This is a genomic window from Jeotgalibacillus sp. JSM ZJ347, assembly GCF_044383825.1.
Classification (GTDB): Bacteria; Bacillota; Bacilli; order Bacillales; family Jeotgalibacillaceae; genus Jeotgalibacillus.
This window is the reverse complement of the sequence record NZ_JBISEN010000002.1, coordinates 669372-688159: the sequence shown is the minus strand read 5'-3', so window position 1 is coordinate 688159 and position 18788 is coordinate 669372. Positions and strand designations below refer to the sequence as shown.

Genomic DNA, 18788 nt, shown 5'->3' with positions numbered 1-18788 from the left:
CCTCCTGCTATTCTGTATCTTTTGTGACTAAGTCAATAATATGTGTCCATGTTTCCGGTTTTAACGCATCCTGCGGTGAACCGTCACCGATAACACCGTAGCCGACCATCAGACCCACGATCAGGCTCAGTCCTGCAAGTACAATGATTAATACGACTCTGATCAGAATTGGAAACAGGCGGACCTGTACCCATTTTGGTGTTTTAGACTCTTTTTCCTGCTTAGCCGGCTTTTGATTTTTTTCTGAACGTGTTTCTGACATATAGCAATAACTCCTTTAACGCAATCCGTTAACAAGACCGGACATCTGATCAGAGATTGAAACGGCTCTTGAATGAAATTGGTAATTTCTCTGAACTTCAATCAGTTCAGTAAAAGCTTTTGATAAATCAACGTTTGACTGCTCGAGGGCACCCTGCTCAAGCCCGATATCCGTTCTGAGTCCGCCTTCCATCTGAACCATTAGTTCACCAGCCTCAACGCCAAGTTCGGCAAGGTTATCAGGGATTCCAAGATAGATGCTTGAGACCCGGTCCATCAGCTGAGGACGCTGAATATCAACGACGCCGAGTTCAACTGTCTGTTGGATCCCACCGGCTCCTTCTACGAGTAATGTCCCGTCATCCTGAAGTGTAATATTCTCAATCGAGCCATCGAACATGATGAGTTCGTCATTCTGGTTTAAGATGCCGTTTCCCTGTGCATCGACAAGCATCACTTCATCATCATTTACCGGGGTAAGATAAAATGCGCCATCTCTTGTGAAATTCTGTTCAGCTGTGCCGTCAGTTGATTGAACCAGCACTTTGAAGTATTGATGTTCTGATGTGAATGCGAAATCAAGGTCTCTTTCTGTACGCTGAAGTGTGCCTTGAGTGGCTACAAGCTGTGACTGTGAGATTCTTGCACCGTTTCCGAGCCTAAGACCATCCGGAGTCATACGAGGTGCCTGGTCTCCCCGCTGATTCTGGATCTGCTGATGAAGCAGCGAATTAAAGTTTGCTGTTGTCTGCTTATAGCCAGTAGTTCCTGAGTTGGCAATGTTATTTGAAATCAGATCAAGCTGCTGCTGGAGCTGATTCATTGTATTTGTTGCGGTCACCATATTACGGATCATTGATACTCCCCCTTAGTTCAGCCTGCCGACTTCGTTCACGGCTTTTTCCATACTCCGGTCATATGCCTGAAGTACTTTTTGATTCGCTTCAAATGATCGGTAGGCAGTCATTAAGTCAGTCATTGTTCTGGCACTGTCGACATTTGAACGTTCGAGTGAACCCTGATTAATCGTAAAGCCAGCATTTGCTACTTCATAGGCACTGTCATATACCGTTCCTTCAGGCGCTCTGTAGAGTTCATCGCCTTCTTTTACAAGTGCGCGCGGATCATCCGAATAAGCTACGCCGACTCTTGCAATGTTCGCACCGTTTTGAACGATTTGACCGGCGTCAGTTACTTCAAAACGGTCGTTTTCAAGTTCAATTCTGGCTCCGTTTTCATCAAGGACGTAATGGCCACCCGGCGTTGTCAGAAAGCCGTCTGCGTCCAGTGCAAAATTTCCGTTTCGTGTATACCTGTCTGTACCGTCTTCATTTTCCAGCGTGAAAAAGAGTGCGCCGGGCACACCGGTTTCTTCATTTACCGGCAGATTCCCCTGTAAAATAGCGAGGTCAGTTGCCAGACCTGTTTCACGCAGGTCCCCTTGTGTAAATAAGGGCACTGCCTCCTGCATATATACACCCGTGTTCAAACCGCCGACCGGAGTCATACGAGTCGATGACATCCCATTTTCTGTCGGAACTCTGGAGTCCCCAAGACTTGAAAGCAGCATCTCTGGAAATGCTCTCATCGAAGCCTGGTCCGCCTTGAAGCCAGGTGTATTGACGTTAGACATATTATTTGTCAGCATTTCAGTTTTTCTCTGTTGAGCCAGCATGCCTGTTGCAACTGTGTAAAAGCCTCTAAACATTGTTTTCACCTCATCATTTTTTACCCGTGACTTATTATAACAAGATTCTCCTTAAGACGGAGGAATTTTCAGGAGATTCCTCCTTTCGACATTGTCAGCAGGAATCTCCTAAAGTCCATTATCCCAGTTTACTCTGAGGGATTTTATCAATATTTTCGAGCATGACACCTGTTCCGATTGCAACGCAATCCATTGGGTTTTCAGCCACAAACACAGGAACTTTCAGCTCTTCAGCAAGCAGCTGGTCAATACCATGCAGCAGTGCACCGCCACCTGTTAAGATGACACCACGGTCAATAATGTCAGCTGAAAGCTCAGGCGGTGTTTTTTCAAGCACGTTTTTAGCTGCCTGAACAATGACTGCCACTGATTCACGCAGTGCTTTTTCAACTTCCGCTGAACGGATTGTAATTGTACGCGGCAGACCACTCACCATATCACGTCCGCGAATCTCCATTTCTTCATCACGTGAATCAGGGAATACCGTTGCAATGCTCAACTTGATTGCTTCTGCTGTACGCTCACCAATCAGCAGCTTATATTCTTTTTTCACATAGTTTAAAATGTCTGCATCAAATTGGTCACCAGCCATTTTAATGGACTGCGACGTTACGATATCACCCATGGAAAGAACAGCGACATCAGTCGTTCCGCCTCCGATATCAACAACCATGTTACCGCTTGGCTGGAAAATATCCATCCCTGCGCCGATCGCTGCAACTTTTGGCTCTTCTTCAAGGAAAATACGCTTACCGCCGCTCTTCTCAGCTGCTTCACGAATGGCTTTTTGCTCAACGCTTGTAATATTTGTCGGGCAGCAGATCAAAATGCGTGGCTTTGACATCAAACCTCTTAAGTTCAGCTTTGTAATAAAGTGCTTCAGCATCGCTTCTGTTACGTCAAAATCAGCGATAACGCCATCTTTCAGGGGACGGATCGCGACGATATTGCCCGGTGTTCTGCCGACCATATTACGTGCTTCTTCACCTACTGCAAGTACGCGGTTTGTTTTTTTGTCAATGGCAACGACGGATGGTTCATTAAGTACGATTCCTTTACCTTTTACGTGGATCAGCAGGTTGGCTGTTCCGAGGTCAATTCCTATATCTTTAGAAAACATGTTCTTGTTTGACTCCCTTCGGTCACTGGTTGATAGATTTTGTTTTTAAAAATAAATACTGACTTTAGTAACCGCTTTTGATTTCCGTGGAGGACTGCGCTTTCCTGCCCCGGGACGGTGAGCCTCCTCGAGCTAAAGCTCTGCGGGGTCTCACCTGCCCTTTACCGGGGCGGGAGTCTCCGCCCTCCACTACAATCAAAAGCTTAGTTTTGTTTAAATCAGAGTCTGAACTCTGTATTTCACTTACTAAAAAATGCTTCAAAAAAATAGTATGTATTCACACATTCTGTTTCTTCTGAAGGTATATATCTTGTATGTTCATCATATGGAATCTGCTTTGCATTTGTTTACCTATCTTATATCGGTTTATTCTTACTGCATGTTAGAAATCTGGTCTTTATGATGCAAAAGACCGGGGTGAGCCCATATTAATGAAAGCAAAGTCCAATAAGTATATATTACCACAACTAAAAGAGGAGGTCATGAACCAAACAAACGTTTGATTGGTGACCTCCTCTTTTTCAATTGGATAAGTGCTGCTGCTTTTCATATTTGGCTTTGGTGGCTTCTCCGCCCCGTAGGTGTCTGATGGCCTTATGGTAATGAAGAATCGATTTTACTTCGTCTGCGAGGGCCGGATCCAGTTTGGGCAGGCGCTCGGTTAAGTCTTTGTGCACTGTGCTTTTAGATACCCCAAAAATTTTTGCGATTGAGCGGACCGTTTCTTCTGTTTCTACGATGTGCCTGCCAGCCGAGATTGTTCTCTCTCTAATATACTCATGCACGGTGCCGGCCTCCTGTGGGTCCGTTTGTGCATTATATGCCGGCAGTCGGTTATGATATACCTATTATTGCGTAATTGACATCGGGTCGATTGCCCGACCGTCTTTTAACACTTCAAAGTGAACGTGAAGGCCAGCTTCCGGGTTCAGTTCGCTGACACCGGCCTGTGCAATCACCTGTCCCTGTCTCACTTCTTCTCCTTCAGCAACTGCGATACCTTCAATTGCCTGATAGCGCGTGACATAGCCGTCATGCTCGATCTCCACTGCATTTCCGATGAATGGATCCTCTTCTACAAGCGTCACTGTTCCACTCAAGGCAGCTGTTACTTCAAATGGCTCACCATCCTGCACAAGGTCTACTCCCAGGTTTGGATAGTAGGTCTGGTTCACAACAATGAGCGCTTCCTGCTGCTCGCTTGCATCTGCCGTCTGGTCATAAAAGGCTTTGTGTACTGATACTGCATCCGGATTTGTGACCGGCAGACTCATTTTTTCAGCAGGCTGATTGACTTCTGCCGCTTCTGGTGGACCGTAAGTATAGTTGTTCGCTTCTTCCTGATAGACATATTCATTTTCCGTTGACTGTTCCGCTACTTCTGAACCTTTTTGTCCCTGTACGAAAAATACAGTTCCAACCGCAAGTGCCGCACATCCGAGATAAACTGCAGGTACTGCCCAGCGTTTTTTGAAAAACTTTTTAAAGCTTTCTGACAGGGTAGATTGATTTTTGTCTCCCTTAATCATTTTCATCACCTCAGCACTCATTTTGAACGCTTAGAGGAAATTCTATACATTGTCACAATTTTTTTCTTCAGACTTGTGTGCCGCATGATACAATCCCAAATAGTACGAGTGAAAGGATTCTGATACATGATCAAGTGGCTCAAACTGTTTATCACGACATTGCCTTTTATCTATATGATCCTGATCTGGGTGCTATCAAGCCTCCCTCATAATGCAGTGATCGAACTGCCATCCGGGTCAATTGACCGTTTTCTAAAAGAGTCTCTCCACTTAATTGAATTTGGCATTCTACACTTCTTATTTATCGCGGCACTGCTTGTCCACGGCAAGCTGAACGTCGCTACACATACCCTTGCAGCTGTGTTTGCTGCGTTCTACGGCTTCACAGATGAAATCCATCAGGCATTCATTCCATACCGCTCAGCGACGATGATAGACGCTGTTAAAGATGTGACCGGCGTGCTGTTTGTCTACCTGGTTGTTCAGCGGTTTTATTTTGTGAAAAAGGATAGTGGTCTGAGAAGGCTGTTTGTGCGTGTTGAGCGTTATTTTGCGGTGTGACGTAACTTCCCTATTAATAACTGAAAGGTTTATTCAGGAACGCGAACGTCGTATCGTGCTGAGTGAGTGCTGTATATTCACAGTTGACTGCTGTGTATGCATAATCGAACGTCCTCATCCACTAATTGAGCGTCAAAAAGAAGCATCCCGCCTGGCGGAATGCTTCTTTTTTCATCTTTTCACCAGCAGCGCCGGCACAGCTTCATCAATTGAAGTGATCTCCACGCCGCTGAAGTAATGTTTCACAATTTCCTGATAGCTGCTGCCGGCGAGCGCCATACCATTTGCACCATACTGACTCATGCCGACGCCGTGACCGTATCCTTTTGTTTTAATGACGACCTGATCTCCCTGCAGCACCCATTCAAAGTCAGTCGAGCGCAAATCCAGCGTTTCACGGATCTCTCTTCCGCTAAATGTTTTGCCTGCAATCTCAACCGTTTTGATTCTGTTCCCAGGCGTCCGCTCAAGAATACTTCCCTGCTCACCTGCTGACAGGCTGATGCCGAGCTTTTCTTCAAATTCACTCACCGGAATCTTCTTTTCATGATAAAAGCCAGGTGCCGCCTGCTCATCCCATTTGCTTTCAACGGATGCTAAATAGGGTACATCCTCTTCCCAATAATCCCTCGCGTTTTCAGTCCAGCCATTACTCGTTGAAAAGAATGCAGCAGTAATCGGCTGCCCTTCATAAGTCAAAATTTCACCTTTCGTTTCATTAACCGCATCACTAATGGCTTTCACCTTCCATGTATAATCATCTTTCCAAATCATTTTCAATTCATCATTGTTTTTATAAACCTGATGAGTGGTCGTATCAGTGATGGGTTGATCTCCGCTATGCGATAAAAACTTCGTCACATACGTCCGTGCTGCAAGCGCCTGTGCTTTCAGCGCCTCTTTTTCAAAAGAAGCTGGCATTTCACTTGCCACCACACCTGACACATACGCCTCAAGATCCACTGTTTCAACCTCTCCGCTCGCCTGCCTCATCACCGGTACGGTCAAATGAGCTTCAGCCTCCTGCACCTCTTCAGCGGGCCCCTCTTCCTCAGGCAAAGGGGTTCTTATCCCCTCTTTCGGTGTCACAATAAACGCCGGAATTGCGAGCAATAGTAGGAAGTATCCTGCAACGATCAAAATCAGCTTAAGCCGCTGGTGCATCCTCACCCCTCCAGATATAGGTTATGGAGGAGTATATGTTTGAGGGTGCAGGAGTAGACTAGTGAAGTCTGGGTCAGACCCAGACTTCACTCCCCACAGAAAAAAGCAGTATACCCACGCCCTGGCGTGTGTATACTGCTTATATACGTATAATTAGTTAGAAGTTCGTGATGTATAAGAATAAGAAGTATGAGTTCAGTAAAATTATACGCGTACTGCTGTTGCAGCTGCTTCTGCTCTTGCTTCTGTCTCTTCACTAACACGTTCTACGTTTGCACCCAGTGCGACAAGCTTTTCGTGGAAGTTCACGTAGCCGCGATCAAGGTGTTTCAGTTCAGTTACTTGCGTATGGCCATCTGCTACTAGTCCTGCAAGGATGAGTGCTGCACCCGCTCTCAGGTCAGTTGCGGCAACTTCTGCGCCTTGAAGATCGCTTGGTCCGTTCATAATTGTGGAACGTCCTTCGATTTTGACGTTTGCATTCATGCGGCGGAATTCTTCAACGTGCATGAAGCGATTTTCAAATACTGTTTCAGTAATAACGCCTGTGCCATTTGCTGTCAGCATCAATGCCATCATTTGTGATTGCATATCTGTCGGGAAGCCCGGGTGTGGCATTGTTTTGATATCTACTGATTTCAGGTTGCCGTTTCCGATTACGCGTACGCCTTCGTTTTCTTCGATGACTGTTACGCCCATTTCTTTCAGCTTCGCAATGACTGATGCAGAGTGTTCTGGTACTGCATTTTCAATTAGTACGTCACCTTCTGTAATAGCTGCTGCGATCATGAATGTGCCTGCTTCAATGCGGTCAGGGATGATTGTGTGTTCTGCACCAGTCAGTACTTCCACACCTTCGATACGGATTGTATCTGTTCCTGCACCTTTGATTTTAGCGCCCATCTTATTCATGTAGTTCGCCATATCCACAATCTCAGGTTCTTTCGCACAGTTTTCGATGATTGTTGTGCCTTCTGCAAGTGTTGCAGCTGCCATGATGTTTTCAGTAGCACCTACACTCGGGAAGTCAAGATAGATTTTAGCGCCTTTCAGACGGCCGTCTGTTTTTGCTTCGATAAAGCCATTCCCAACTGTTACTTCTGCGCCCATCGCTTCGAACCCTTTCAGGTGAAGATCGATTGGTCTTGAACCAATTGCACAGCCTCCAGGAAGTGCAACTCGTGCGTGACCATTTCTTGCTAGAAGTGGTCCCATAACCTGTACAGATGCACGCATTTTACGTACATATTCAAAAGGCGCTTCCGGTGCAAGATCTCTGCTTGCATCCACTGTTACTTTGTTTTCTTCCTTTATATAGCCTACATCTGCGTTTAAATGTGTGAGCACCTGATTAATTGTTGTTACATCTGATAGTGCAGGGACTTCGAGTAATGTACTTTTCCCTTTACCTGCTAAAAGTGCTGCTGCTAAAATTGGAAGAACTGCATTTTTAGCACCTTCTACTTTGACTGAACCTTGCAGCTTGTTACCGCCGCGTACAATGATTTTTTCCAAGTGAGTTCCCCTCCGCGTCTTCATTCTCATAATACTATTCATATTCAATATAAGTGACTGAAGTGATATCGTCTTCTTCAATCGCACAATAGGCTAATCCAGTAATTGTCTCAAATACAAGTAAACTTTTAAAAAACTAAAACATTACAAATCTTATCATTCTAGAACTCTTTTATACAAGAGAAGAAAGTCATGATTCATGGCAATTTGACAATTTTTTCACATACCATATCTTTTATATCGACAGCAGCAGCTGTCTTTATAGATACTCCGTTCTCTTATATATGAAGAGTTCAAGATAGCCCCTGCAGGTTTAATGGTGTATGGTTGACTATTCCACAACAATATAAAGTTAAACCATTTCTACTTGATTTGGTAGATAGAAAATACACTTTTTAATCAAAAACAACATTTTTAAATCATGAAAACCTTTACAATGTGTCTATTTTGTGCCTACCAAAGATATGGAAGCTGTTGAGACCAATTTGAATAAGATAAAAAGAAATTTGCGACTGTAGAACCGATTGCAATGCTAACAAGTATAAACAGTACTCTTGCCTGAAACACTCTGTTGGGCCGGATCGCTTTGTCGAACCTGAGCGCCTGCATTGACCAGAACGTCAGTGCGATAAATGTTAAATGAATAAGCATGCTAAAAAGCGCCTGCTGTCCGAACTCTGCCATAAACTGACTCCTTTCTGCCAACTTTGTCATTCTATCAAATCCTTCTTGGAATTCAATGAGTATGTGTCCGTATTTGGTTAAAATACTCATAAAGTATGATGTCAGTCCTCCAAAAAAGAGAGGATACTAACCGCTGATTTCCTCGGGAGAGACTCGCTTTCCGCAGGTGCGCCTTTTTGTCGCGCCATCCTTGCCTCCTCGACGCTGCGCGTCTGCGGGGTCTCACCTGTCACGCTGTCTTGCCCCTCCCGCTACAATCAGCTCAGTTTAATATAGAAAGTACATCCTCTATTGAACATTAAACCAACAGATTATTGATAATTACTGGCACAGTTATACCGACTAAATCACATAAAATCCTCATCACCAAAATAAAAACCGGCCCCTTACCGGCCTGGCATGGAAGCCATTCCGGGGAGGGTGCCGGTTGAATCAGTTACATTTTATTTTCGTATACATCAATACGATTCATTGCACGACGAAGTGCAAATTCTGCGCGTTTGAAGTCAACGTTGTCCTGTTTGGCCTGCAGAAGGCGCTCTGCCCGCTGCTTGGCTTCTTTAGCACGATCGATATCAATGTCTGTTGCAGGCTCTGCTGCCTGTGCCAGGATTGTTACCTGCTCCGGGCGGACTTCAAGGAAGCCTCCAGTTACGGCTACGAGTTCAGTGCGTCCTTCTTTTTTCAGACGGACAGCGCCGATCTCAAGCGGTGCAACCATTGGGATGTGCCCTGGCAGAATGCCGAGCTCCCCGCTCTGAGCTTTTGTGCTCACCATTTCTACAGCAGACTCGTACACAGGGCCATCGGGAGTAACGATATTGACGTTAACGGTCTTCATTTTTTTCCCTCCTGGTCCCTAATTATACTTCTACGCCCATCTTCTTAGCAGATTCAACTACTTCTTCGATGCGTCCGACTAGACGGAAAGCATCTTCAGGAAGGTGGTCGTATTTACCAGCAAGAATGTCTTTGAATCCTGCGATTGTTTCTTTAACAGGAACATAAGAACCTTTCTGGCCTGTAAACTGTTCTGCTACGTGGAAGTTTTGAGATAGGAAGAACTGGATACGACGTGCGCGTCCCACGATCATCTTATCTTCTTCCTGAAGCTCATCCATACCCAGGATAGCAATGATATCCTGAAGCTCTTTGTAACGCTGAAGCGTCTGCTGAACTTCACGTGCTACTGCGTAATGCTCTTCTCCAACGATCTCTGGAGAAAGTGCGCGTGATGTTGAAGCAAGCGGGTCAACGGCTGGGTAGATACCCATTTCAGAAAGCTTACGCTCAAGGTTTGTTGTTGCATCAAGGTGGGCGAATGTTGTCGCCGGTGCAGGGTCAGTGTAGTCATCGGCAGGTACGTAGATCGCCTGGATCGATGTTACTGAACCAACGTTTGTCGACGTGATACGCTCTTGAAGCTGACCCATTTCAGTAGCAAGTGTCGGCTGGTAACCAACGGCTGATGGCATACGGCCTAGTAGGGCTGACACCTCAGAACCTGCCTGCGTGAAACGGAAAATGTTATCGATGAACAGAAGTACGTCCTGTCCCTGCTCATCACGGAAGAATTCAGCCATTGTCAGTCCTGACAGGGCAACACGCATACGCGCACCCGGCGGCTCGTTCATCTGACCGAATACCATTGCTGTTTTCTTGATAACGCCTGAATCAGTCATCTCGTGGAAAAGGTCATTTCCTTCACGAGTACGCTCTCCAACACCGGCGAATACTGAGATACCGCCGTGCTCTTGTGCGATGTTGTTGATCAGTTCCTGAATCAGTACGGTTTTACCAACACCGGCTCCCCCGAAGAGACCGATTTTACCACCCTTGATATATGGAGCAAGCAGGTCTACTACTTTGATTCCTGTCTCAAGGATTTCTGTGTCAGTTGAAAGTTGTTCGAATGTTGGTGCTGTACGGTGAATTGGGTCACGCTGAACGCTTGCATCTACATCTCCTGCAAGGTCAATCGCTTCTCCAAGTACGTTAAATACGCGTCCAAGTGTTGCATCTCCAACAGGAACAGTAATTGGCGAACCAAGGTCCGTTACTTCTGCTCCACGCTGAATGCCGTCAGTGGAGGACATCGCAATGGTACGAACAGCATCATCACCAAGGTGAAGTGCTACTTCTAACGTTAGTACATCTGCTTCTGCTGAGCCTGATGCTACTGTTAGAGCGTTATAAATGTCAGGCAGTTGGCCATTGTCAAACTTAATGTCAACAACTGGACCCATGACCTGTAAAACGCGTCCTTTATTCATCATTTTCCCTCCTAGCTTGCTTGTGGAAGCCGAGCGGGAAAGCCCGGCTAAACTTGTTATGTTTTTCATAACGAGAGATTGACCTGCGTTCAGGGCGGACGCTTTCCGCGGGGACGGCGGTGAGCCTCCTCGACACTTCGTGTCTGCGGGGTCTCACCTGTCCGTCTTCTCCCGCTGGAGTCGCCGCCCTTCTCTCCGGTCAACTCTCTGGGTAAGTCTTAGTACGTTTCAGCCTGAGCTTTCTCAAACCCTTATGGCTATAGGAAGTCCAGCTGAACTTATTAGTCTTCTAACGCCGCGGCGCCGCCGACGATTTCGGTGATTTCCTGAGTGATCGCGGCCTGGCGGGCACGGTTGTATGATAATGATAGTGAATCGATAAGCTCTTTGGCGTTGTCCGTTGCACTCTTCATTGCTGTCATACGGGCAGCGTGTTCACTGGCTTTACCGTCAAGCAGTGCGCCGTAGATCAGGCTTTCTGCGTATTGTGGTAAAAGCACTTCAAGGATTGCTTCAGGTGATGGTTCAAACTCATATGATGTCATGCCGCCTGTTTCAGCTGCTACATCTGTCAGAGGGAGAACCTTCTTCTCTGTTACTTCCTGTGAAATTGCGCTGACGAAGTGGTTGTAGTACATATAAAGCTCGTCAAAAGCTTCGTCTGCATACATGCCCACTGCTTTCCCCGTAATTTCTTTAATATCAGCAAAGCTTGGCTGGTCGGGTAACCCAATGATGCTATCGATGATATTCATGCCTTTTTTAGCAAAGAAGTCACGGCCTACACGACCGACTGCAAGGATCACATACTCATCTTTGCTTGAGTGACGGCTGTTGATCGCATTCATTGCTGAACGGATCACGTTGGAGTTATAAGCTCCTGCAAGTCCTCTGTCTGACGTGATGACGAGATAAGCAGTCTTTTTCACCGGGCGTGTGCTGAGCATCGGGTGTGATGCATCTGCTGCGCCTGTTGCAATAGAAGCAACCACTTCCTGAATTTTGTTCATGTAAGGGCTGAATGATTTCGCGTTATCCTCTGCACGGGACAGCTTGGATGCGGATACCATTTCCATTGCTTTTGTGATTTGACTTGTCTTTTTCGTCGACGTGATTCTGTTTTTTATATCGCGTAACGATGCCACTGGTTCTCACCACCCTTTAATGTTGAATTGCCGGTCTAATTATTCGCTTTTAGCAAAAGTCTTCTTGAATCCGTTGATTGCTGCTTCCATATCACTGTCTTCAGGCAGACCTTGCGTTGTGCGGATTTGATCCAGCAGTTCTTTGTGGTTTTGATCCATCCAGCTTAGGAATTCGTTCTCGAAACGGCGAATGTCTTCTACTGGGATATCATCAAGGTGTCCTTTTGTTAATGCATAAAGGATCATTACCTGCTTTTCTACTTTAAGCGGCTTGTTCAGATCCTGCTTTAGTACTTCTACAGTACGTGCACCACGGTTCAGCTTTGCCTGAGTTGCTTTATCCAGGTCAGAACCGAACTGCGCGAATGCTTCAAGCTCACGGTATGCTGCAAGGTCAAGACGCAGTGTACCAGATACCTTCTTCATCGCTTTGATCTGTGCAGATCCACCTACACGGGATACTGAAAGACCGGCGTTGATCGCAGGACGTACACCCGAGAAGAATAGATCTGACTGAAGGAAGATCTGTCCATCAGTAATTGAGATAACGTTCGTTGGAATGTAAGCTGAGATATCCCCTGCTTGTGTCTCAACGAATGGCAGGGCTGTGATTGAACCTGAGCCCAGAGTTTCATTCAGCTTCGCTGCACGCTCAAGAAGGCGGCTGTGAAGGTAGAATACGTCACCAGGATATGCTTCACGACCTGGAGGACGGCGAAGTAATAGTGAAAGTTCACGGTATGCAGATGCCTGTTTTGTTAAGTCATCATATACAACAAGCACGTGCTTGCCGTTTAACATGAATTCTTCACCCATTGTTACGCCTGTGTAAGGTGCAAGGAATAAAAGTGGTGCAGGCTGTGATGCTGATGCCGTTACGACGATTGAGTAATCAAGTGCGCCGTGCTTACGAAGTGTTTCAACTGTACCACGTACTGTTGATTCCTTCTGTCCAATTGCAACGTAGATACAGATCATGTCCTGGTCTTTCTGGTTCAGGATTGTATCGATTGCTACAGATGTTTTACCAGTCTGACGGTCACCGATGATCAACTCACGCTGACCACGGCCGATTGGAACAAGTGCATCGATCGCTTTGATACCAGTCTGAAGTGGCTCGTGTACTGACTTACGTGCCATTACGCCTGGTGCCGGGCTTTCGATTGGACGTGCTTTAGACGTGTTGATTGGACCAAGTCCATCAACTGGCTGTCCAAGCGGGTTTACTACGCGGCCGATCAGTTCTTCACCAACTGGAACTTCCATGATACGGCCTGTACGGCGAACTTCGTCGCCTTCTTTGATGTCGCGGTATGGTCCAAGGATAATGATACCGACATTGTTCTGCTCAAGGTTTTGCGCCATACCCATAACGCCGTTAGAGAATTCAACAAGCTCTCCAGCCATAACGTTATCAAGGCCATGAGCACGTGCGATACCGTCACCAATTTCGATAACCGTACCAACCTCCGTTACTTCGATATCCGATTGATAGTTTTCAATCTGCTGTTTAATCAGCGCACTGATTTCTTCAGCTTTGATGCTCATGAATGTCACCCCTCATTTCGTGGATCTTATCGTTTCAGTTCACGTTCAAGGCGATTTAGCTTATTGCGAAGGGTGCCGTCAAAAATACGGTTCCCGATGCGGATGCGAATGCCGCCAAGAAGTGCTGAGTCTACGTGATTATGAATGTCAAGACGCTGCTTTCCGACTTTCGGAGCAAATGAAGCAGAGATTGCTTCTTTATCTGCGTCTGATAATTTTGTTGCTGATGATACGTGTGCTACTGCTGTACCGCGTGCGTTAAGTGCACGGTTGATGTACTCATCTGCAAGCTCGACCATTTCATTATTGCGACGGCGGTCAACCAGAATGTACATCGTGTTCAGCACGTGCTGTGAGATGCCGCTGAATGATTTCCCGATCAGCTGCTTCTTTTGATCTTTAGACCATTTAGGAGACTGAAGAAGCTGAGACAGTTCAGGCGTCTGTGTAAACACCTGACGTACTGTACGAAGGTCCTCTTCAATCTGATCTGTCTGGCCGTGTTTTACTGCAAGCTCAAAAAGTGCCTGAGCGTAACGCGCTGCTGCAGTTGATTTGCTCATCGCAGATCCCCTGCCTTTGCAATTGTTTCGTTGATCAGCTGCTGCTGTTCTTCAACTGTCAGTTCTTTTTCGATTACTTTAGAAGCAACCAGTACTGATAGTGTAGCAACCTGCTCGCGAAGTGCTGCAACTGCCTGATCTTTTTCTGTTTCGATCTCGCGAAGTGTCGCTTCTTTCATACGCTCTGATTCTGCACGCGCTGCAACAATAATTTCTTCACGCTGCGCATCACCCTGTTTGCGGGCGTTTTCAATCAGTTCCTGCGCATCCTGACGAGCTTCTTTCAAAAGCTGGCGCTGCTCTTCAAGCTGCTGCTTCGCTTCTGTACGACTTCTTTCAGCCGCTTCGATCTCGCCTGCGATGTGATCTTCACGCTGTTTCATGATGCCCATTAACGGACCCCATGCGAATTTCTTGAGTAGGAAAAGTAATAACAGGAACATCGCTAATTGGAATAGGATGTCTCCTTCACTGAAGCCACCGGCTCCTAGTACAAATGCATCAAGTGTGAACACGCTCGTTTCACTCCCTTCAGAAGTCAGTCAAATACGGAAAGTTTCATATAATAAGATGTCCGTTGAATTCCGCTGCGGGAACCAACTAACCTATAACGTTTAAAGTGATAAACAACTGTTACTCTGAAAAAAGGCGAAGGTTCGCTAGGAATGATCTTCGCCATTTTAACGTGTAATGAATTATTGACCTTGTACGATGAACGCGATAACTACTGCGATGATCGGAACGGCCTCAACTAGTGCTACCCCGATGAACATTGTAGTTTGAAGCATACCGCGAGCTTCTGGCTGACGTGCGATACCTTCTACTGTTTTAGATACGATCATACCGTTACCGATACCTGCACCTAGTGCTGCTAAACCTACTGCTAGTGCTGCTGCTAAAAGACCAATTGAACCTGTCATTTGGATATATCCTCCTTAGTGTGGGTAAATAATTTTTTGTTTAAATGTTTGTTCAATAACTGAACAGGTAAATATATTAATGGTCAGAGCTCACTTTGTGCGCCATATAAACCATCGTTAACATTACGAAAATGAATGCCTGGATACCACCGATGAATACGGAGAAACCAAGCCATGCAAGCGTTGGAATAACCGCTGCAAGGTGACCAAAGACACCTGTTGCCAAGCTTCCTGCAAGAAGACCGAGTAGGATCTCACCTGCATAGATGTTACCGTAAAGACGCAAACCAAGCGTTAGCGTGTTTGCAAATTCTTCAATAATCTTAAGCGGGAATAAGAAACCCATTGGACGGAAAAAGTCTTTCCCGTATTCACTGAAGCCTTTCATGCGTATGCCATAGTAATGCGTAAGTGCGATTACCATAACAGCAAGAGTCATTGTAACGATTGGATCAGCTGTCGGTGATTTCCACCAGAGATAGTGATCATATGTAATCGCAAACGGTAAACCTAAGAAGTTCGAAATCGCAACATACATAATGAGTGTAATCCCTAAAATGTGAAAGCTCCCTCCGGTTTTCCAATCCATGTTACTCTTGATGATATTCCGCACAAAGTCCATGATCCACTCCATAAAGTTCTGCATCCCGGTTGGCTTCATTGCCAGGGTGCGTGTGGATATGACTGCAATTAAAAATACAATTGCAGATGCGACGGTAATCATTAAGACATTGGAGAGATTAAAGGTCAGCCCCAGAAATTCTGCTAATGGCGCTTCATGATTCATTTATTTCACCTCTCTTCCCGCTTCTTGTGTAGGACTTGCTGCAATAAATAATCTATCATAATGACGAAATAAACCATCATTAATCCAAATACAGTGGAAATCAAATGAATGAAATCCGGAAATTCCAGTGCAATCAGCACCGCTACTCCTGCTGAGGCCATACGTGATAGTGTTCCAAGCGAACGCACTTTTCTGCCTTCGTCCATCGCACGATCAAACTTTTCCATTCTGTTCTTCATCAGCCAAAGATTGAGCAGGCTGAAAGAAGTTCCCAGTATCAGACCGAGAAAAGCATCCGGAAAAGGTGTGAACCCGAAGCCGAGGACAAAAATCGATAACAAGTATAATATGTACTTGGTGTACCGCAAAAAATGCTTTCTGATGTCAGGCATTTAGCTACTCTCCTGAGTCGAATTGTTTCACTGTGCGAAGCATCGCATAGATTCCTGCTGATAAACCCAGAAGTAATCCGATGATCATAAACAGCGGTTCTGTTTCCAGATGGCGATCAAGCCACCTCCCACCGAAAATACCGATGAGTATGGAACCAGTTAATTGTGACAGAATGGCCGAATAAAGGACCATCGCATGGAACGGACGTCTGGACTGACGCATGAGTGCATCCTCACAATCTGAGAATGAAATTGAGGGCGGATATACAAGGTTTTTCACGCTTTTCAGCCCTTATGAAAACCTTATCATTATACCCTTTAAAAGCATACAATAGGCACTAAATGATGTCAACGCGATCTCGACAAAAAGTTCAATTGATCACATATAGAAGTTTGTGTGTTCACATTTTTGACAAAACGCTTTTTTGACTGGTGTATGAGAGTTGTTTTTATGGTGGGGTGTGTCCTGATTTGGTGTCACGGTGAACGGTTGGATGTGTGATTTGTAGGGGCGGTGCTGTGGTCCGGCGGATTAATTCAGTCATCTATTGATTTTATCCGCATCCACCATACACGACATTTAGACAAAAGAAATCCCACCCCTAACCCAGGAGCGGGATTTCTTTTACACGCGGAATGTATCCGGGCGCTGATCTGTTTCTTTGAAGTAGTAGCGGATTGCTTCTGCAATGCGGGCAGATGCTTTTCCGTCACCATATGGGTTGGATGCTTTAGACATTGCATGATAAGCTTCATCGTCTGTCAGCAGTTCCGTCGCCATGTTATAAATCTGTTCTTCTTCGATTCCGGCAAGCTTCAGTGTACCTGCTGCGATGCCTTCAGGACGTTCTGTCGTATCGCGCAGTACCAGTACCGGCACACCAAGTGAAGGTGCTTCTTCCTGAACACCGCCTGAATCAGTCAGAATCAGATGTGCTTTTGATGCAAAGTTGTGGAAGTCAATTACGTCAAGCGGGTCGATCAGGTGAATACGGTCGTCTCCGCCGAGAATATCATCTGCAATCTCACGGACTGCAGGGTTCAGGTGGACCGGATAGACAACCTGCACGTCTTTTTGCTCGTCAACTACACGCTTAATTGCACGGAACATATTCTTCATCGGCTCACCGAGGTTTTCTCTGCGGTGTGCGGTGACAAGAATCAGACGGTCTCCATTTAGCTGATCAAGAATGTCGCTCTGATAGTCTTCATTTACAGTTGTGGATAGTGCATCGATCGCCGTGTTTCCTGTTACAAAGATATTTTCTTCAGGTTTATTTTCCTGAATCAGGTTGTTTGCAGACTGTTCAGTTGGCGCAAAGTGCATATCTGCCATTACACCTGTCAGCTGACGGTTCATTTCTTCAGGGTATGGAGAGTATTTATTCCAGGTACGAAGACCTGCTTCCACATGTCCAACGGCAATCTGGTTGTAAAATGCAGCAAGTCCCGCAACAAATGTCGTTGTTGTATCACCATGAACAAGTACGATATCAGGTTTCGTTTCTTTCATAATACGATCCAGACCTTCAAGCGCACGGGTTGTAATACCCGTCAGCGTCTGGCGGTCTTTCATGATATTTAAATCGTGATCAGGTGTGATGCCGAAAATGTCCATCACCTGGTCAAGCATTTGACGGTGCTGAGCCGTTACGGTCACGATTGGTTCGAAATACTGATCCTGTTTCTTCAGTTCAAGCACGAGTGGTGCCATTTTAATTGCTTCAGGTCTTGTACCAAAGATCGTCATCACTTTTATACGTTTAGACATGAGTTTCTCCTTTACTGGTTCCGCTTATTTTGTTCCGAATAATCTGTCGCCTGCATCTCCAAGACCAGGTACGATATAACCTTTTTCGTTCAGCTTTTCATCAAGTGCAGCGATGTAAATGTCCACATCATCATGCTCTTTTTTAATTTCCTCAACGCCTTCAGGTGCTGCAACAAGGCATAGGAATTTGATGTTTTTTGCTCCACGCTTTTTCAGTGAGTTGATCGCTTCTACTGCTGATCCACCTGTTGCAAGCATCGGGTCAACCAGGATGAAGTCGCGCTCTTCTACATCTGAAGGCAGCTTCACGTAGTATTCAACCGGCTTCAATGTTTCAGGGTCACGGTATAGTCCGACGTGTCCAACTTTTGCAGCCGGGATCATCTTCAGGATACCGTCTACCATTCCGATTCCTGCACGCAGGATTGGAACGATCGCTAGTTTTTTACCGGAAAGGACTTTGCCTTTTGTCTGACTTACTGGTGTTTTCAGGTCGATGTCTTCCATTGGAAGGTCGCGCGTGATTTCAAATGCCATGAGTGTTGCCACTTCGTCTACAAGTTCACGAAAATCTTTTGTTCCAGTTTGTTCATCGCGGATGTGTGTCAGCTTGTGCTGAATCAGCGGATGATCGAATACGTATACTTTTCCCACACCTGTCACTCCTTTTATATAAGCTCTGTTAAAGGTGGCTGCTGATTTCCGCTTCAGGCGGACGCTTTCCGCGGGGACGGCGGTGAGCCTCCTCGTCGCTGCGCGCCTGCGGGGTCTCACCTGTCCGTCTTCTCCCGCTGGAGTCGCCGCCTTACGCTCCAATCACAGCTGTGCAAATAAAAAAATGGACTTT

Annotated in this window: 22 protein-coding genes; 1 reads left to right on the top strand and 21 read right to left on the bottom strand. The window is 45.9% G+C overall.

The features are described 5' to 3' along the window. Nucleotides 1-7: 7 nt before the first annotated feature. The 6 genes from ACH6CZ_RS09125 to ACH6CZ_RS09100 form a co-directional block, all read right to left on the bottom strand. On the bottom strand, nt 8-262 hold the full coding sequence (locus tag ACH6CZ_RS09125) for a DNA-directed RNA polymerase subunit beta (RefSeq protein WP_374097117.1): 255 nt from the start codon (nt 260-262) through the stop codon (nt 8-10). A 15-nt stretch (nt 263-277) separates the two neighbouring features. Next, the gene (locus ACH6CZ_RS09120) at nt 278-1117 is read right to left on the bottom strand and encodes a flagellar hook-basal body protein (RefSeq protein ID WP_374097116.1); all 840 of its coding nucleotides are present in this window, start codon (nt 1115-1117) and stop codon (nt 278-280) included. 12 nt (nt 1118-1129) lie between these two features. Beyond that, on the bottom strand, nt 1130-1969 hold the full coding sequence (locus ACH6CZ_RS09115; protein WP_374097115.1) for a flagellar hook-basal body protein: 840 nt from the start codon (nt 1967-1969) through the stop codon (nt 1130-1132). Between the two features lie 118 nt (nt 1970-2087). After that, nucleotides 2088-3089 carry a rod shape-determining protein gene (mreB, locus tag ACH6CZ_RS09110; protein WP_374097114.1) on the bottom strand — a complete coding sequence of 334 codons (1002 nt, stop codon included), beginning with the start codon at nt 3087-3089 and terminating at the stop codon, nt 2088-2090. Nucleotides 3090-3610: 521 nt separating this feature from the next. Continuing rightward, complete coding sequence (spoIIID, locus tag ACH6CZ_RS09105; protein WP_374097113.1) at nt 3611-3874, bottom strand: sporulation transcriptional regulator SpoIIID; 264 nt, start codon at nt 3872-3874, stop codon at nt 3611-3613. Between the two features lie 63 nt (nt 3875-3937). Beyond that, on the bottom strand, nt 3938-4624 hold the full coding sequence (locus ACH6CZ_RS09100; RefSeq protein WP_374097112.1) for a peptidoglycan DD-metalloendopeptidase family protein: 687 nt from the start codon (nt 4622-4624) through the stop codon (nt 3938-3940). 120 nt (nt 4625-4744) lie between these two features. Between ACH6CZ_RS09100 and ACH6CZ_RS09095 the strand changes: the two genes are divergently transcribed. Beyond that, the gene (locus ACH6CZ_RS09095) at nt 4745-5179 is read left to right on the top strand and encodes a VanZ family protein (RefSeq protein ID WP_374097111.1); all 435 of its coding nucleotides are present in this window, start codon (nt 4745-4747) and stop codon (nt 5177-5179) included. A 171-nt stretch (nt 5180-5350) separates the two neighbouring features. On the opposite strand, the gene spoIID is transcribed toward ACH6CZ_RS09095, so the two are convergent. From spoIID to upp, 15 genes are all read right to left on the bottom strand, one after another. Next, nucleotides 5351-6343: a stage II sporulation protein D gene (gene spoIID, locus ACH6CZ_RS09090; RefSeq protein WP_374097110.1), complete on the bottom strand. Its 993-nt coding sequence runs from the start codon at nt 6341-6343 to the stop codon at nt 5351-5353. Nucleotides 6344-6547: 204 nt separating this feature from the next. Beyond that, the gene (gene murA / locus ACH6CZ_RS09085) at nt 6548-7858 is read right to left on the bottom strand and encodes a UDP-N-acetylglucosamine 1-carboxyvinyltransferase (RefSeq protein WP_374097109.1); all 1311 of its coding nucleotides are present in this window, start codon (nt 7856-7858) and stop codon (nt 6548-6550) included. 453 nt (nt 7859-8311) lie between these two features. Then, on the bottom strand, nt 8312-8572 hold the full coding sequence (locus tag ACH6CZ_RS09080) for a DUF1146 family protein (RefSeq protein ID WP_374097108.1): 261 nt from the start codon (nt 8570-8572) through the stop codon (nt 8312-8314). A 406-nt stretch (nt 8573-8978) separates the two neighbouring features. After that, a complete protein-coding gene (locus ACH6CZ_RS09075; RefSeq protein ID WP_374097107.1) occupies nt 8979-9383 on the bottom strand; it encodes a F0F1 ATP synthase subunit epsilon in 405 nt (134 codons plus the stop codon). A gap of 22 nt (nt 9384-9405) precedes the next feature. After that, a complete protein-coding gene (gene atpD / locus ACH6CZ_RS09070) occupies nt 9406-10815 on the bottom strand; it encodes a F0F1 ATP synthase subunit beta (protein ID WP_374097106.1) in 1410 nt (469 codons plus the stop codon). 281 nt (nt 10816-11096) lie between these two features. Next, nucleotides 11097-11960: a F0F1 ATP synthase subunit gamma gene (locus ACH6CZ_RS09065; RefSeq protein WP_374097105.1), complete on the bottom strand. Its 864-nt coding sequence runs from the start codon at nt 11958-11960 to the stop codon at nt 11097-11099. Between the two features lie 39 nt (nt 11961-11999). Further along, complete coding sequence (gene atpA / locus ACH6CZ_RS09060; RefSeq protein WP_039811519.1) at nt 12000-13508, bottom strand: F0F1 ATP synthase subunit alpha; 1509 nt, start codon at nt 13506-13508, stop codon at nt 12000-12002. Between the two features lie 26 nt (nt 13509-13534). Beyond that, nucleotides 13535-14071 (bottom strand): F0F1 ATP synthase subunit delta, encoded by a 537-nt coding sequence (locus ACH6CZ_RS09055; protein WP_374097104.1) that lies wholly within the window; start codon nt 14069-14071, stop codon nt 13535-13537. Beyond that, nucleotides 14068-14586, bottom strand: coding sequence for a F0F1 ATP synthase subunit B (gene atpF, locus ACH6CZ_RS09050; protein ID WP_374097103.1), 519 nt, complete (start codon nt 14584-14586; stop codon nt 14068-14070). Before atpF ends, ACH6CZ_RS09055 begins: the two co-directional genes overlap by 4 nt. Before the next feature lie 180 nt (nt 14587-14766). Further along, nucleotides 14767-14979, bottom strand: a complete 213-nt coding sequence (gene atpE / locus ACH6CZ_RS09045; RefSeq protein ID WP_039813889.1) for a F0F1 ATP synthase subunit C — start codon at nt 14977-14979, stop codon at nt 14767-14769. A gap of 88 nt (nt 14980-15067) precedes the next feature. Beyond that, nucleotides 15068-15778: a F0F1 ATP synthase subunit A gene (gene atpB / locus ACH6CZ_RS09040; RefSeq protein ID WP_322420261.1), complete on the bottom strand. Its 711-nt coding sequence runs from the start codon at nt 15776-15778 to the stop codon at nt 15068-15070. Between the two features lie 5 nt (nt 15779-15783). Then, a complete protein-coding gene (locus ACH6CZ_RS09035) occupies nt 15784-16170 on the bottom strand; it encodes an ATP synthase subunit I (protein ID WP_374097102.1) in 387 nt (128 codons plus the stop codon). Nucleotides 16171-16174: 4 nt separating this feature from the next. Then, nucleotides 16175-16393 carry an AtpZ/AtpI family protein gene (locus ACH6CZ_RS09030; RefSeq protein WP_374097101.1) on the bottom strand — a complete coding sequence of 73 codons (219 nt, stop codon included), beginning with the start codon at nt 16391-16393 and terminating at the stop codon, nt 16175-16177. 402 nt (nt 16394-16795) lie between these two features. Next, complete coding sequence (gene wecB / locus ACH6CZ_RS09025; protein ID WP_374097100.1) at nt 16796-17941, bottom strand: non-hydrolyzing UDP-N-acetylglucosamine 2-epimerase; 1146 nt, start codon at nt 17939-17941, stop codon at nt 16796-16798. A gap of 24 nt (nt 17942-17965) precedes the next feature. Further along, nucleotides 17966-18595, bottom strand: a complete 630-nt coding sequence (gene upp / locus ACH6CZ_RS09020) for a uracil phosphoribosyltransferase (RefSeq protein WP_374097099.1) — start codon at nt 18593-18595, stop codon at nt 17966-17968. Between the last annotated feature and the right edge of the window lie 193 nt (nt 18596-18788).

Excerpts from the sequence above, each read along its gene's own strand:
- ACH6CZ_RS09095 (WP_374097111.1), top strand. The coding sequence starts at position 4,745 with ATGATCAAGTGGCTCAAACTGTTTATCACGACATTGCCTTTTATCTAT.
- spoIID (WP_374097110.1), bottom strand. The coding sequence starts at position 6,343 with ATGCACCAGCGGCTTAAGCTGATTTTGATCGTTGCAGGATACTTCCTA.
- ACH6CZ_RS09120 (WP_374097116.1), bottom strand. The coding sequence starts at position 1,117 with ATGATCCGTAATATGGTGACCGCAACAAATACAATGAATCAGCTCCAG.
- ACH6CZ_RS09030 (WP_374097101.1), bottom strand. The coding sequence starts at position 16,393 with ATGCGTCAGTCCAGACGTCCGTTCCATGCGATGGTCCTTTATTCGGCC.
- atpA (WP_039811519.1), bottom strand. The coding sequence starts at position 13,508 with ATGAGCATCAAAGCTGAAGAAATCAGTGCGCTGATTAAACAGCAGATT.
- atpD (WP_374097106.1), bottom strand. The coding sequence starts at position 10,815 with ATGAATAAAGGACGCGTTTTACAGGTCATGGGTCCAGTTGTTGACATT.
- ACH6CZ_RS09055 (WP_374097104.1), bottom strand. The coding sequence starts at position 14,071 with ATGAGCAAATCAACTGCAGCAGCGCGTTACGCTCAGGCACTTTTTGAG.
- ACH6CZ_RS09125 (WP_374097117.1), bottom strand. The coding sequence starts at position 262 with ATGTCAGAAACACGTTCAGAAAAAAATCAAAAGCCGGCTAAGCAGGAA.
- mreB (WP_374097114.1), bottom strand. The coding sequence starts at position 3,089 with ATGTTTTCTAAAGATATAGGAATTGACCTCGGAACAGCCAACCTGCTG.
- ACH6CZ_RS09100 (WP_374097112.1), bottom strand. The coding sequence starts at position 4,624 with ATGAAAATGATTAAGGGAGACAAAAATCAATCTACCCTGTCAGAAAGC.
- ACH6CZ_RS09080 (WP_374097108.1), bottom strand. The coding sequence starts at position 8,572 with ATGACAAAGTTGGCAGAAAGGAGTCAGTTTATGGCAGAGTTCGGACAG.
- ACH6CZ_RS09115 (WP_374097115.1), bottom strand. The coding sequence starts at position 1,969 with ATGTTTAGAGGCTTTTACACAGTTGCAACAGGCATGCTGGCTCAACAG.
- ACH6CZ_RS09075 (WP_374097107.1), bottom strand. The coding sequence starts at position 9,383 with ATGAAGACCGTTAACGTCAATATCGTTACTCCCGATGGCCCTGTGTAC.
- wecB (WP_374097100.1), bottom strand. The coding sequence starts at position 17,941 with ATGTCTAAACGTATAAAAGTGATGACGATCTTTGGTACAAGACCTGAA.
- ACH6CZ_RS09035 (WP_374097102.1), bottom strand. The coding sequence starts at position 16,170 with ATGCCTGACATCAGAAAGCATTTTTTGCGGTACACCAAGTACATATTA.
- atpB (WP_322420261.1), bottom strand. The coding sequence starts at position 15,778 with ATGAATCATGAAGCGCCATTAGCAGAATTTCTGGGGCTGACCTTTAAT.